At 38.0% G+C, this 12,952-nt stretch carries 13 protein-coding genes; 4 read left to right on the top strand and 9 right to left on the bottom strand.

The window, feature by feature from the left end:
- Window positions 1–21: 21 nt before the first annotated feature.
- The 5 genes from ABMA78_RS01800 to ABMA78_RS01780 all read right to left on the bottom strand — a co-directional run bounded on the left by ABMA78_RS01800 (window position 22) and on the right by ABMA78_RS01780 (window position 6,292).
- On the bottom strand, window positions 22–618 hold the full coding sequence (locus ABMA78_RS01800; RefSeq protein ID WP_392856466.1) for a hypothetical protein: 597 nt from the start codon (window positions 616–618) through the stop codon (window positions 22–24).
- A 152-nt stretch (window positions 619–770) separates the two neighbouring features.
- Complete coding sequence (locus ABMA78_RS01795) at window positions 771–3,812, bottom strand: efflux RND transporter permease subunit (protein WP_392856465.1); 3,042 nt, start codon at window positions 3,810–3,812, stop codon at window positions 771–773.
- Window positions 3,813–3,823: 11 nt separating this feature from the next.
- Window positions 3,824–4,492, bottom strand: a complete 669-nt coding sequence (locus ABMA78_RS01790; protein ID WP_392856462.1) for an efflux RND transporter periplasmic adaptor subunit — start codon at window positions 4,490–4,492, stop codon at window positions 3,824–3,826.
- A 2-nt stretch (window positions 4,493–4,494) separates the two neighbouring features.
- Window positions 4,495–5,790 carry a TolC family protein gene (locus ABMA78_RS01785; protein ID WP_392856460.1) on the bottom strand — a complete coding sequence of 432 codons (1,296 nt, stop codon included), beginning with the start codon at window positions 5,788–5,790 and terminating at the stop codon, window positions 4,495–4,497.
- A 49-nt stretch (window positions 5,791–5,839) separates the two neighbouring features.
- Window positions 5,840–6,292, bottom strand: a complete 453-nt coding sequence (locus tag ABMA78_RS01780) for a MarR family winged helix-turn-helix transcriptional regulator (RefSeq protein WP_392856458.1) — start codon at window positions 6,290–6,292, stop codon at window positions 5,840–5,842.
- A gap of 108 nt (window positions 6,293–6,400) precedes the next feature.
- Here ABMA78_RS01780 and ABMA78_RS01775 point away from each other — a divergent pair, with 108 nt between their 5' ends.
- Window positions 6,401–6,922, top strand: coding sequence for a TetR/AcrR family transcriptional regulator (locus tag ABMA78_RS01775; protein ID WP_392856457.1), 522 nt, complete (start codon window positions 6,401–6,403; stop codon window positions 6,920–6,922).
- 1 nt (window position 6,923) lies between these two features.
- On the opposite strand, the gene ABMA78_RS01770 is transcribed toward ABMA78_RS01775, so the two are convergent.
- Window positions 6,924–8,198, bottom strand: a complete 1,275-nt coding sequence (locus ABMA78_RS01770) for an acetyl-CoA hydrolase/transferase family protein (protein ID WP_392856455.1) — start codon at window positions 8,196–8,198, stop codon at window positions 6,924–6,926.
- Between the two features lie 113 nt (window positions 8,199–8,311).
- Here ABMA78_RS01770 and ABMA78_RS01765 point away from each other — a divergent pair, with 113 nt between their 5' ends.
- Window positions 8,312–9,640 (top strand): MATE family efflux transporter, encoded by a 1,329-nt coding sequence (locus ABMA78_RS01765; protein ID WP_392856453.1) that lies wholly within the window; start codon window positions 8,312–8,314, stop codon window positions 9,638–9,640.
- Here ABMA78_RS01765 and ABMA78_RS01760 read toward each other — a convergent pair.
- The gene (locus ABMA78_RS01760; RefSeq protein ID WP_392856452.1) at window positions 9,637–10,020 is read right to left on the bottom strand and encodes a response regulator; all 384 of its coding nucleotides are present in this window, start codon (window positions 10,018–10,020) and stop codon (window positions 9,637–9,639) included. The genes ABMA78_RS01765 and ABMA78_RS01760 overlap by 4 nt on opposite strands.
- 244 nt (window positions 10,021–10,264) lie before the next feature.
- Between ABMA78_RS01760 and ABMA78_RS01755 the strand changes: the two genes are divergently transcribed.
- Window positions 10,265–10,684, top strand: a complete 420-nt coding sequence (locus tag ABMA78_RS01755) for a CBS domain-containing protein (RefSeq protein ID WP_392856450.1) — start codon at window positions 10,265–10,267, stop codon at window positions 10,682–10,684.
- Here ABMA78_RS01755 and ABMA78_RS01750 read toward each other — a convergent pair.
- Entirely contained in the window at window positions 10,674–11,378 is a 705-nt protein-coding gene (locus tag ABMA78_RS01750) for a hypothetical protein (RefSeq protein ID WP_392856448.1), read from the bottom strand. The genes ABMA78_RS01755 and ABMA78_RS01750 overlap by 11 nt on opposite strands.
- Window positions 11,379–11,440: 62 nt before the next feature.
- On the opposite strand from ABMA78_RS01750, the gene ABMA78_RS01745 reads away from it, so the two are divergent.
- A complete protein-coding gene (locus ABMA78_RS01745) occupies window positions 11,441–12,064 on the top strand; it encodes an FMN-binding negative transcriptional regulator (protein ID WP_392856445.1) in 624 nt (207 codons plus the stop codon).
- On the opposite strand, the gene ABMA78_RS01740 is transcribed toward ABMA78_RS01745, so the two are convergent.
- On the bottom strand, window positions 12,059–12,856 hold the full coding sequence (locus ABMA78_RS01740) for a LysR family transcriptional regulator (RefSeq protein WP_392856441.1): 798 nt from the start codon (window positions 12,854–12,856) through the stop codon (window positions 12,059–12,061). The genes ABMA78_RS01745 and ABMA78_RS01740 overlap by 6 nt on opposite strands.
- Window positions 12,857–12,952 lie beyond the last annotated feature (96 nt).

Below are 12,952 nucleotides of genomic sequence, written 5' to 3'. Positions count from 1 at the left end.
TCTTTTGAGGCCCTTTTTTTATTATTTAATTTCAAAAAATATTCTAAATCCACCGTAATTTTGATCATAAACACCATTGAAATCATTGCCTGAGATTTCAATAAGGCGCTTAAGACTGAAGTCTAAGCTAGTAATCACATTTTCACCATTTTGATACTGCTCGTATTTCTCTTTTGTTAGTAAGTCCTTCACATTGAAGCTTGCTGTGATTTTTGAGAGGTCTTGGTTATCAGTGATATCAACCTGAGAAAGTTTTTTGTAAACACCATCTTGATAGAAGAGGATATTAGCACTCTTAGTTCTAACTTCCATTTCAAGATTACGATATGTCTTATATGTAAATAAATCGAAAATATTCTTATCTTTAAAAGCAAAACCTTTATCAGTTTCACTACATTGAACCATTTGAATATTAAGTGTTAACTCGATATTTTCGCCATTTTGTTGTGAGCTATAATTTTTAATTCGATAAGCTTGAAGCTTATTTCGATATAAGTCTTTCTTTGAGTTACAATTTGCCTTGGCACCATCGGATACTTTAACAACACCCTTTGAAGGCATTGGCATAGCTTGGCAAATTCCTGAACATAGAACTGAAGTAAGAATAATTGATCTCATCTTTAACTCTCTCTTATTTGGTCTTGGCTAAATAAATAATGAACACTTATAACATTTATTGAGGTGAATTTGTTCAAGGAGGGAAGAATTACAGGCCATGCCTGAATTTTAGACATAAAAAAAGGCCCCTCTTTCGGGGCCTTTATGGTGCTTTAAGCTTTTGAATTTAGTAGGTTAGATAACCATGTCTTCACTCGGTAAATAACCAAGTGAATCGTTGGTACGAGGGTATAAGTGAAGAAGATTGATCCCAACATCCCTCCAATGAGAACAGCTCCCATGGCCGACTTCATCTTATCGATCATAAATAGCTGCGGCATAGTCCCAGCGATAATTGCAATAGAAGTCATAAGAATTGGTTTAAGCTTCTCCTGCGCTCCCAACCAGAGAGCTTCCTTAATTTCAACACCTTCATCGAGTTTTTGCTGGGTGTATTCAATCATAAGAATAGCATTATTAACTGCCAGACCAACAACCATTACAATGGCCATCATGGAACCAATATTAACCGTCTGCTCTGTGTAGAACATCATTAAAAATGATCCTAGAAAGGACGTTAGAATTGCAGACCCAATCGATACAGGGAAGACAAAAGAGTTAAGAATTGCAACAAGTAGCATATACGTTAAGATTACCGCTAGCATGAAGGCCTTACCCATCTCTTGCTGAGACTCTTTTTGACTTTCTGCTTGCCCAGCAAACATAAACTTTGTCCCTTGTGGAAGTTCGGCTTGATTAAATTTTTGTCCGAGGTCTCCCATAATCGCACCTACAACGCCTTTTACAACGAATGCCTTGATTTGAATGATTCTTTCCTTATCACGTCTTTTAAGTGGTGAAGTCGCTTCAACAACTTGAACCTTACCAAGACTTGAGATAGGAATTAGTCCATCTTTTCCGTGAATGAGAAATTTATCAAAGTCTGAAATATTTCTTTTGAACTCTGGGGCAAGAGTAACGTTAATATCATATTCCTCTCCACCTTCTTTATAAACGGCATCGTCGTTCCCGTTTACAAGGGCGCGAATCGTTCCACCAAGACGTGAACTTGAAAGGTTTTGACGAATAACTTTTTGTGGCTCAGAGACAAATTGAATTTCCATTTTTGGAATTCGATATGAACTTTCAATTGAACTAAAGTAGCCAGAATCTTTCATGATCTTTTGCATTTTTTCTGATGCAATAACCATATTATCAAAATCATCACCAGTTACGTTAATCGTGATATCACCATCATTACTTGCATTTCGACTACCACCTGTAAGAGTAATCTCTGCTTCAGGTATATTAGAAACTTTAGGAAGTAGGTCATCCATAATTTCTTTATAGTCTCTCTTACGTTTTGTTGCTGATGTTAAGTTAACTGTAATACGTGATCTTTCCTCACCGTCATAACCAATATCAGAAAGAGTTGAGACAACTTCAGGATACTTTCTGATAATCTCATCAACTTGCTTTGTGATTTGTGCCGTTTTTTCAACTGGTGAACCATCTGGCATCAGGATGAACGCCTTAAACTCATCACGGTCAGATTTTGGTAGGAACTCGTTTCCAACACGTTTTGCTGGATACACAATCGTAAAGAATAGGGCCATAAGAACTATAATCGAAGTAATTGGCCAATTCATAAACTTGTCAAAGAACCAACGGTACTGTTTCGTTACCCATGCAAGAAGGCGATCAACAAGGCCTGCAAGCTTAGGAAATGGCCCTTTTAAAGTATCAGGGTCTTTAAGAAGTAGGGCACAAAGCATTGGAGTTAATGTAACAGATGCCAGAATCGAGAAGATCGTTGCAAATACAACTGTCATCCCAAATTGCAGCATGAACTTACCAACGATACCACCCATAAACGCTAGTGGAGTAAATACAACTAGGTTTGTTCCCGAAGATGCCATAACGGCAAGTAAAACTTCTTTTGTTCCGTCAATGGCAGCAGACTGAGAATCCTTTCCCATCTTAAGGTGTTTGTAAACATTTTCAATAATGATAAGTGCGTTGGCAATAAGTGTTCCTAGACACGTACCAAACGCAAGGAGAGTCATAACGTTAATAGAGAACGATGACATATCCATCAGGAAGAGAGTTGAGATAATCGAAGTTGGAATTACGATACTTGCAATTAGGGCCCCTCGCCAGTCACCTAAGAAAGTTAGAAGAATAGCAATCGTTAAACCGATCCCCATAAAGATCGAGTTAATTGTTCCTTTTGTATCATCAAGAGTAATTCTCGTTGTATCAACAACTAGCTCTAGCTTCATTCCTTCAGGAAGCTCACTTTGAACTTTATCAAGTGATCCCTTTAGGTTCTCAACAATTTTGATGGCATCACCATCTGATAGTTTTAAAACAGATAAACCAACAACTTCTTTATCATTAAAGCGTGCCATTGTTTCAACTTCTTTAAAACTATCTGAGACATTACCAATCTCTTGAAGTCTGAAGACTTGTCCTTCGCGTGAAACGACTTCTAGGTTTCTAATCTCGTCAACATTGGCAAATTCACCAACAAAACGGACACTGATCTTTGAGTCTGTTGTATTGATTGAACCACCAGGAATATTTAAGTTCTTTCTTGAAATTGCGGCCAGTACATCTTCAATTGAAAGATAGTTTTGAATGAGAAGGTTATTATCAAGTTCAATATTAATTTCTCTTTCACGCCCTCCAAAGATATCGACAGAGGCAACACCATTAATCGAAGAGAGGCGAGACTTAAGCTTCTTATCGGCATACTCATATACTTGAGTCAGGTCATGCTTTGTACTTGAAAGAGCTAGTGTGGCAATCGGTTGAATGAGCGGGTCAAATTTTGCAATAATTGGACGATCGGCTCCATCTGGAAATTCATTTAAGATTGCTTCTACTTTATCTTTTACTTCAATTGACTTGATATTGGCATCCGCTTCAATATCAAATTCAATAATAACAATACCAAAACTATCACGGGCATCAGATTTGATTTTCTTAATCTGAGAAACCTCTGAAATTTCATCTTCAATTTTCTTAAGAATTTGAGACTCAATCTCTTCCGGTGAAGCACCAGCGTAGATTGTTTGTACTGTAATCAGTGGGAGCTCTACTTTAGGTGTAGGCTCAATAATTAAATTACCAATCGAAACAAGTCCCATTACCATAAAAATAGCAATGAAAATGATTGTCGTGGCAGGTCGTTTTACAAATATTTCAATCATCTTCTAACTCCTTAATCCTGATCCACTTGTGCTTCGATGATATTAACTTTCTCGCCATCACTTAGATAACGTTGGTCACTTAGCACAACAGTGTCGCCTTCACTTAATCCACTTTTCACAACAAAGAAGTTCTCGTTGCTATCACTGACTTCAATGTTTCGCTTCATAACCGTATTGTTTTGATCGACGATGAAGACATTATGTGAACCACCACGCTCTGAAACAGCTTCTCTTCTTACTGTTAAAGCATTTTCAAGTTTGTGAGTTTCAATATTCATAATATAGAGATTTGTTGGAATCTTCTTATTGGCAAAAGAGACAACAATCTTATGTAGACCGGAAAGGTAATCGGCCTTGGCATCAACTGAAACAACATTGCCGTAAACTTTCTTATCTTTTACGCGAATACTAACAAGTGCGCCTGGCCTAATTAAATTAGCAACCTTGGGAGCGACAGAAGCGTGAATCTTAGGGCCAATATTACTACCAGTAACAATAACAAAATTAGAGAATGCTCTTCTTGTAACTTTTGTTGTATTGACTGGAGTTCCTGACTTTGCACGAATCGTATACATCGTGGCCGTCTCTTTTCCTTTTTTTCTTTGAAGATCAAGGTCTTTCACATACAAGCTTCCGGCGTAAAGAAGGCCTACAACTAATACGAAGATTATTTGCTTCATAATTATTTCTCTCCCTTCGTTGTACTCGTAAGAAGCCTATCCATTTCTGCACGAGTTACTTTAAGCTGAAGTTTTGTTTGGGCAAGGTTTAGGCGATGTTGAGTAAGTTGGATTTCACTATCATTTAATTGAAGTTGTGAAACTCCACCTGACTTAAATGAACTAAGTGCTACTTTATAAGATGAAGCGGCAAGCTTAACGGCCTCCGACTCAGCTTCAAACCTCTCCTGTAGTCCTTCATAGTCTTGCTCAAACTTTAGATATTGTGTTCTGATTTCTCTTCTCAGCTGGTTGAACTTTAAACGTGCGATATTTGCATCACTTCTTTTAATGGCAACTTCTGAGTTTTTACTTCCACCCAGATCCCAATCAAATGTAAATTGAAGTCCAAATGAAAGATCATTTTGGTTGTGTGAAATATCACCAGTAAATGGTTTATCCACACGATAAGTAAGAGGAGAGTAGGCAACAAATAGCCCTAGATCAGGAAGTCGTTGGCTCTTTGCAAGCTCTACTGTGAAGTCTGAAAGTTGGATACTTTCTTTTAAAATCTTAACATCAACTGTTTCATCTAGCTTTTTTAGGTTTGATGGAATCGTTGCGATCTTATCTTGTGCATTGAAATTATCAGTTACAACTTGAACATCATCTTCAGGTTGTAATGCTAGAAAGTTTTTTAAGTCTAAGATTGCATTCTTTAGGTTCTTCTTTGCAATAATCCAATTTGGCTTTCGACTCGCAAGGTCTGCTTGCATCTTAATATTATCATTTCTCGAAATACGACCGTATGAAACACGCTCTTCAAGTGCCTTCTTATTCTTGACAGCATTCTTATAAGAGTCATTTGTGATTCTAACTAGCTCTTGGTTAAAGAGAACTCTGTAGTAGAGCTGTCTTGCAACATTTTCAACTTCTGCTTTTGTGACAACAGTCTTTAGCTCGCCAATGCGACTTGCAGATTCCGCAATGTCGACACCACTTGAGATCTTTCCAAAAGTATATAGTGGTTGAGTTAGTTGCACCCTCGCATTGTGATTCCAGTCGTATCCATGTGGCATGATATTTCCTTTACCATCATTCTTCGATACGCCGGCCGATATTGAGAGAACAGGGAATAGGTTAGAGGTTGCACTGCTTAGTGACTCTCTTGCCTGCTCTAGTTCTTGTCTTGCAATTCCAACATTTTCATTTCTTTTAGTAGCAAGTTCAACTACTGATTGTTCGCTTAGTTTGTACTGAGCAGCGCTTACGCTACTGGCCAGTCCAAGCAAGACGATATAGGTCTTGATCCTTCTCATGAGTGTCGTTCTCCTGTCTATTTTGTCTCTTTTTTGATTCTTAGGTGATTTATCTCTTCGATTGATAGAACTCTTCAATCATTCCAAGTTGGCAAAGAAGTTTAGATTTCTCTTCTTGGCTGAATCTTGATACGAGCTCTTGCCCCATACTAAAGTAGCGTGGAAGTACTTTATTAATTAAACAAAGGCCGTCTTCAGTTAGGGTAATCTTCTTTGATCTCGTATCATTTTCGTCAATGGCCTTCTTGACAAGATTGGCCGCCTCAAGTCTTTTAACGATTCCAGTGATATTTGCTTTTGAAACAAGTAGTTCATCTGCTAATTCAGTCGTCGTAACGGATTCTTGATCTGTTAGGTGTAGAATGACAAGAACATCAAATTGAGGCTTCGTTAGTTTAAAGTGCGAAACTTCTTCAGATACCATTTTATCGAGGATTCGAGTTGTACGGATCATGCGTCCGATAATGCTTTCCTGTACATATTCACTCTTTATTATTGACATTCTTTCTCCAAATTTGTTAATGTGTTAACTATATGGTTAACATGTTAACCAAATTGAATCAAGAAGATTATTCGATTTGACAGTAAGTTAACAAAAGGTAGTAGGTAGATGAACAAGACTAAACAGAATTTAATTGATGTCGCAATCCCTTTAATGGCCAAAAATGGTGTCTACGGTGTGAGCCTAAGAGATATTGCAAAGAAGGCCGAGATTAATGTGTCTTCAGTTCTTTATCACTTTGGTTCTAAAGAAGAGTTCATAACGACTTGTGGAGAACATTGTATCAATCTTCTTGCAGAACAAATTAAAGAGATTTCAAAACAAACATTTGATTCTGTTGAAGAGCTGAATCAGGCCATTAATCAAGGAGTCGAGCAGGGCAAGGAAGCTATCGCAATTTGTGTCATGCTTCTTGTCATTGATTCTCCTGGCTTTAGAGATATCTATGAAGGTTATGTTTCTGATTCATATGTTTCAGTACACGGACAAGAGAATCCGTTCTTATTAAATTTAAGATCATTTATTTCGTATATGATCTTTAAGAGAGTCGATTTAAAAGTTGCAAAAGAAAAATATGAGGGAAGTGGCATGGTAGAATTATTATGCCAATCCCCAATAGCTGCACTGTAGATTATCTTCTACAGTGCGTTTCGTGCCACATCTTTTCTAAGTTTTCTCGGTCATCTGGATGAGCAATTCTAATTAATTCTTGTGCTCGCTGATTAAGGCTTTTGCCATATAAGTCAGCAATTCCATACTCTGTAACAACATAGTGCATATGTGAACGAGTTGTTACAACTCCCGCTCCTGATCTTAGCGTTGGAACAATTTTTGGGAAACCTTTTGCACTTCGTGAATTAATAACAATGATTGGTTTACCACCTTCTGAAAGAGAAGCTCCTCTCATAAAGTCCATTTGTCCACCAACACCAGAAATAATTCGGTGACCAATTGAATCTGCACAAACCTGTCCTGTTAGATCAATCTCAACAGCGCTATTAATTGCACATACTTTTGGATTTCTCTTAATGATACTTGGGTTATTAACATAGTCTGCTTCTAGTTGGATGACACTTGGATTATCATTAATAAAGTCATGTACATCTTGGCCTCCAACAATAAAGGCACTAACTGTTTTTCCTCGGTGAACATTTTTTAGAGAGTTATTAACGGCACCACTTTTAATTAACTCAAGAGCTCCGTTTGACCACATTTCTGTGTGAATTCCCAGGTTCTTGTGATTTGTTAGGCTGGCCAATACGGCATCAGGAATTGAGCCAATTCCCATTTGTAGAGTTGAGCCATCTTCAATCAGAGTCGATGTTAGCTGACCAATTTTTAAATCCTCTTCACTTAAGCATACTTCTTGATGGCCAACAATTTTCTCATCAATTTCAATTGCATAGTCGATATCATTGACGTGGATAAATCCATCACCATGAACACGAGGCATATTTGGGTTGATTTGTGCGATTACAATTTTGGCACTACTTACTGCTGCCTTAGCAACATCAACCGAAGTACCTAGAGTGCAGTGGCCATGTTGATCTGGTGGACTGACATGAATAAGAGCGAAGTCTAGTGGGATCCTTCCACTACGAAATAGATTTGGAATCTCTGATAGAAAGCAAGGAAGGTAATCAACTCTTTGATAGTCGATATGCTTTCTTACATTACCACCAACAAAGAGATTGATGATTTTAAAATTTTCACAATATTCTTCATTTGCATACTTTGCATCACCATGAGTGTGGAGGTGAGTTAGCGTTACATCTTTTAGTTTATGAGCATTTTCAAGTAGGCCATCGATTAGGGCCTGCGGTGTTGAGTCTCCACCGTGAATAAAAATGTTTGAGTTAGAATAGACTATTGATAAAGCTTCTGCTGCATTTGAAACGATTTTCACAAGCACTCCTTTGTGTTCATATTCTACGAATTTTTGGCCGAGATTTAAAGTATATTTGGTTACAATTTTTATATGCCATCTATTAAAAAATTGAGGTATAACCTCTAACTATTATGGTAGTTGCAACAACGAGTAAGAGACTCAAAGAACTCATTTATTTTACGATTCCACTTGTTATCGGCCAAGTTGGTCAGATGCTTTTTAACGTTGGTGATATTTTTGTGGCCGGACGTTATTCAACATCAGCAGTTGCATCCATTGGTGTTGCGGCAGGAATGTTATCTCCATTTATTATGATTGGAATCTCAACGCTATTTTCTGTTAGTGCCGTTACCGCAAGAATGCGTGGTGAAGAGACTAACCCACATGAGAATGGTGTATGGGGGAGTGGAATGACTTTAGCGCTTCTTTTAGGAAGTGTTATTTGTACTGCCCTTTATATCTTTACATATTTTGTCGACCACATCGGTTTAAATAAAGAGATCGTCCCACTTGTTAAGACCTATCTTTATTGGGTTAATATCTCAATTATTCCTGCTCTAATTTTTCAGATGATTAAGGAATATCTACAGGCCTTTGATAAAACGATTTTTGCAAACTCACTTATTATCATAATGAATGTTGTTAACCTCATCATGAATTACTGCTTAATGTTTGGTATCGGCCCTATTCCTGAAATGGGAATTAAGGGAGCTGCTGTTGCAACTGTTATAACTCGTTTTGTTCTCGCTATTATCATTTACGTCTATGCTTACCGTGTGCTTCCAATTGAAACACACTTTAGTAAGAAGTCGTTTAAAGAACTTATTAAGCTTGGAATCCCTGTTGGACTTGGAACATTTATTGAAGTTCTCATGTTCTCAACAGTTACGGTTTTAATTGGCCGTATGAGCCTTGTTGCCTCTGCGTCTCATAATATCGTTTTAACAATTGCAGGTTTAACTTTTATGGTTCCTCTCGCAATTAATGGAGCTGCCGGTGTTAAGGTTGGCTATGCTCTAGGGCGTAAGGATATGGAGATGATAAAGAACTACTCGTATGGGTGTATCTTTATGGCCGTCTCTTACATGGTCTTTACTGCAATCTGCTATTTCTTATTCCATAAATTTTTAATGGGACTTTTTACAACTGATCAGGCCGTTATTTTATACGGCTCAGGGCTTTTCCTATACGTTGCTCTCTTTCAAATTCCTGATGGCCTACAAGTTGCCATGTGGGGAGTTTTAAGAGGTCTTGGAATGAGTAAGCAACCGATGCTTTATTCATTCTGTGGCTACTGGCTAATTGCAATTCCTGTTGGAGTCTATCTTAGTTATAAGCATGGAATGGAAGCCGCTGGTTTATGGGCGGGACTTGCTATTGGATTGACAATTGTTTCAATGATTCTATCTCTTCTATTTAAAAAGAGAATCGGTGAGCTCTCAAAAGAGTGGGGAATCTAGGATTCTGTTTGTTGGCTTAACTTCTCTTCGATATAGAGAATGACCTTATCAAAGTCAAAGGGCTTCGTCATAAGATCAACGGCACCAAGTTCTTTGGCCCTTTGTGCATTTAGTTCATCAATGAAGCCTGTGATTATTAGAACAGGAGGGGTTTGAGTATTAAGTTTACGAATCTCTTCTAGGAGCTTAAGCCCATCCATCTTTGGCATTTTTAAGTCAGTAATAACGAAGTCAACTGGGTTACGTTTAGCGTAGTCTAGGGCCATCTCACCATCTTTTACACCAATGGTTTCATAACCAAATGACTCAAAGGTTTCGACGTAGATATCATTTAATGTTGGTTCGTCCTCGGCAACCAGGACCCTCTTTTTAGCTAACATATATAAAAATTGTATGTAATCTTTTGGCCTTATGCAAACGCATAAATGGGAGCCAGGGAGATATCTTAAGTGTCTCTTGATTCTATATAGTTAGCTCCCTAAGCTAAAGATTGTGAGCTTTGGGCCTCTAAATCCTATGCCATATGTTTAAGGCAAAAATTAAGAATTTTTTTCGTAAAAACTGACACTTGTCAGTTACCAATTAATCCATTGTGCTAATCTAAATTTAATTTAGGAGGCATATATGAAACATATATCAGTCGAAGAATTTACAACTCCTGCTGTTCACGTTGTGGATCAGGATGCCAGTATTGATATTGCTTTTAAGATTATGAAAGACAATGGAATTAGGCACCTTCCTGTAAGTGACGGGAATCAAATTGTGGGAATCATTTCTGAAAGAGATGTCATGTCGATTTATGGAAAGAGCTGGTGTGATGGTGTTCTTGTTAAGGACTTTATGAATGAATCTGTTCTTGCTGTTAATAAGGACGATAGTTTAGGTGAAGTTGCCTATCAATTAGCAAGTCACAAGGTTGGGTCTGCAATTGTTCTCAATAATAGAAATCGTGTCTACGGTATCTTTACAGTAACAGATGCACTTAATGCTCTTGTCGAAGTCTTTGTCGACGATGCTTATAAGAGAAGTGATATTAGAAGTTAATCTCATCTTTGGTAAATAGCACCGGGCAAACTGGTGATTCAGAAGCTAAGTGAAGGGGGAGTGGAAATCCTGAAAAGAAATACTTTCCAGCTGGCACATCGTGAAGTTTTAAGTTTTCAAAGATTGCGGCCTGCTTAAAGAGAGTATTGTGAATTGGTCTATTTCTACTCCCTGGATTAAAGTCCGAAGACTTCCAAGAAGTTCCATACATATTAAAGTTAGGGTTTTGTAATAAGTAGTCAGCGCTTTCTTGTGAAAGTGTTAAGACATAATTTGGATCGTGAAGTTGTGATTCGTTTATTGGCATTTCTTCAACTGACAAAATTAACTTACTTGGAATCTCATCTCCAAGCTCGGCCTTTAGCTCACTAAGTGAGACTTCCCAATGATAAACGCCATCTAGTCCTTTTACAGGTCTCCAATCTTGTCCTTTTAATTTCACGACAGTTACTGGCCCAAAAAATGAATTTACTTGCTTCTTAAAGTAGTCATCAACGCTCATCCCATCTTTCATGGTGTGAGACTGAGCTTCCATATGAGTTAAGCTATGGGGCTTCAGAAGGTGGGCGTCATAATTTACTGGAGGACCTTTTGGGTCATTCATCGAGTAAATATTCTCTCGCTTATAGCCTTGGCCTTCAAACCACATTCCAGGCATTGATTCTGTAATAATTGGGCTTAGGATATAAGGCATTTTAACTCCAGTGTTTATTGAGTTATCATTGTAGCATTAATAAATGAATTAGAGGTAGTAGAATGCATATACCAAAGCTATTCAAGCAGGAAGATAAGGCCGAGTTAATAAAGCAGATGAAGGAGACGACATTTGCGAATTTGATATCAAATGGAACTGAAGGGATTGAGGTTAATCACCTTCCTCTTTGTGTTGTCGAAGAAGAGGGGAAGCTCTTTTTATTTGGCCATATTGCAAAAGCTAATTCTCTATGGAAGAAAACACTTGATGCTAGTGAAGTCGTTGCTACGTTTAATGGACCTCATTGTTATATTTCGCCAAATCATTACCCAACAAAGAAAGAGACTGGTAAAGCTGTACCAACTTGGAATTACATTGTTGTTCACGCTCGTGGAAAAATTTCTTTTATTGAAGACAAGGAGTGGATTCTTAATTCAATCGAGATACTCACAAATGAGCAGGAAGAGGGGAGTCACAGTCCTTGGAAAATTGAAGATGCTCCTCGTGATTATACTCAAAAGCTTCTGGCCGCAATTGTGGGAATTAAAATTGAAGTGACTTCTCTTGAAGGCCAGTGGAAGCTTAGTCAAAACCAACCAATTGAGAATAGACAAGGAGTGATCTCAGCTCTTAGTAGCTCAGGGGATCCTTATCAAAGAGAAGTCGCTCAAAGAATGAAGTTATAATTCTTTTAGCGCTTTTATAAATAACTTAACATTTTCACGCTCAAAGCTACGTTTTCTTGCAACAATATAGATGGGGCGATAAATCCCAGTCTTTTTCATCTGATCACTTCTTACGCCAACACTTTTGGCGATACTTTCTGGAACAAGACCACGACAAAAGCCACTCTTTGCCATTTGAGCTATCGGTGAGAGAAACTCACTTCTTTCATCGATAATAATCTTCTTCCTATTTACATCCTTAGCTATGGATGCCCATGTTCCACTTGTTTCTTCCACACAAAATAAACGGCCTTTCTTGCCAATGATGACCATTTCTTCTTTGGCGACTTCTTCAACATGAATTCCTGGAATATTTCTAGGACGGCCACCGACAACAGCTATGGCATAGTCTCCACTTGCGACTTTGTCGGCCAACACTGGTGTACGATGGGCGTGTGGCTCGATAATGACCTCTTTATTCTTTTTGGCAAAATCTGTAATAAATTTTGCGCCCCATGAAGAAAGGATCGATTCAGAGAAACCAATGGCAAGTCTGGACATCTCTTCATAGTCTTGGTCGAGAATTTCTTTCAACTTCTGCATAAGAGGGAGGCTGTCAAAAAGAAGCTTCTGCCCGGCCGTAGTGATCTCGACATTACGACCTTTTTTTACAACTAAGATCTTCTTAGTTTGTTGTTCTAGACTTTGAATTCTCTTACTCACTGTTGATTGAGTGACTCTTAGGCTTGTTGCGGCCTTTCCCATTGTTTTATACTTTGCAAGGGCATTAAGAGTCTCAAGTTCGATTAACATCGCTTTCTCCATGTATTCGATATTTGAATATATTGTATTCTATATATTCGCTTTTTTCATTATATGTTTTTGTCGATAATACAGTCAATGGGAGGG

It is taken from the genome of Halobacteriovorax sp. RZ-2 (assembly GCF_043196685.1).
Classification (GTDB): domain Bacteria; phylum Bdellovibrionota; class Bacteriovoracia; order Bacteriovoracales; family Bacteriovoracaceae; genus Halobacteriovorax_A.
The sequence above is the reverse complement of the archived record's forward strand: the minus strand, read 5'-3'. Positions and strand labels throughout refer to the sequence as shown.

Bases quoted from the DNA above. Each gene is read 5' to 3' on its own strand.
- ABMA78_RS01800 (WP_392856466.1), bottom strand. From the start codon at position 618: ATGAGATCAATTATTCTTACTTCAGTTCTATGTTCAGGAATTTGCCAA.
- ABMA78_RS01795 (WP_392856465.1), bottom strand. From the start codon at position 3,812: ATGATTGAAATATTTGTAAAACGACCTGCCACGACAATCATTTTCATT.
- ABMA78_RS01790 (WP_392856462.1), bottom strand. From the start codon at position 4,492: ATGAAGCAAATAATCTTCGTATTAGTTGTAGGCCTTCTTTACGCCGGA.
- ABMA78_RS01785 (WP_392856460.1), bottom strand. From the start codon at position 5,790: ATGAGAAGGATCAAGACCTATATCGTCTTGCTTGGACTGGCCAGTAGC.
- ABMA78_RS01780 (WP_392856458.1), bottom strand. From the start codon at position 6,292: ATGTCAATAATAAAGAGTGAATATGTACAGGAAAGCATTATCGGACGC.
- ABMA78_RS01775 (WP_392856457.1), top strand. From the start codon at position 6,401: ATGAACAAGACTAAACAGAATTTAATTGATGTCGCAATCCCTTTAATG.
- ABMA78_RS01765 (WP_392856453.1), top strand. From the start codon at position 8,312: ATGGTAGTTGCAACAACGAGTAAGAGACTCAAAGAACTCATTTATTTT.
- ABMA78_RS01760 (WP_392856452.1), bottom strand. From the start codon at position 10,020: ATGTTAGCTAAAAAGAGGGTCCTGGTTGCCGAGGACGAACCAACATTA.
- ABMA78_RS01755 (WP_392856450.1), top strand. From the start codon at position 10,265: ATGAAACATATATCAGTCGAAGAATTTACAACTCCTGCTGTTCACGTT.
- ABMA78_RS01750 (WP_392856448.1), bottom strand. From the start codon at position 11,378: ATGCCTTATATCCTAAGCCCAATTATTACAGAATCAATGCCTGGAATG.
- ABMA78_RS01745 (WP_392856445.1), top strand. From the start codon at position 11,441: ATGCATATACCAAAGCTATTCAAGCAGGAAGATAAGGCCGAGTTAATA.
- ABMA78_RS01740 (WP_392856441.1), bottom strand. From the start codon at position 12,856: ATGTTAATCGAACTTGAGACTCTTAATGCCCTTGCAAAGTATAAAACA.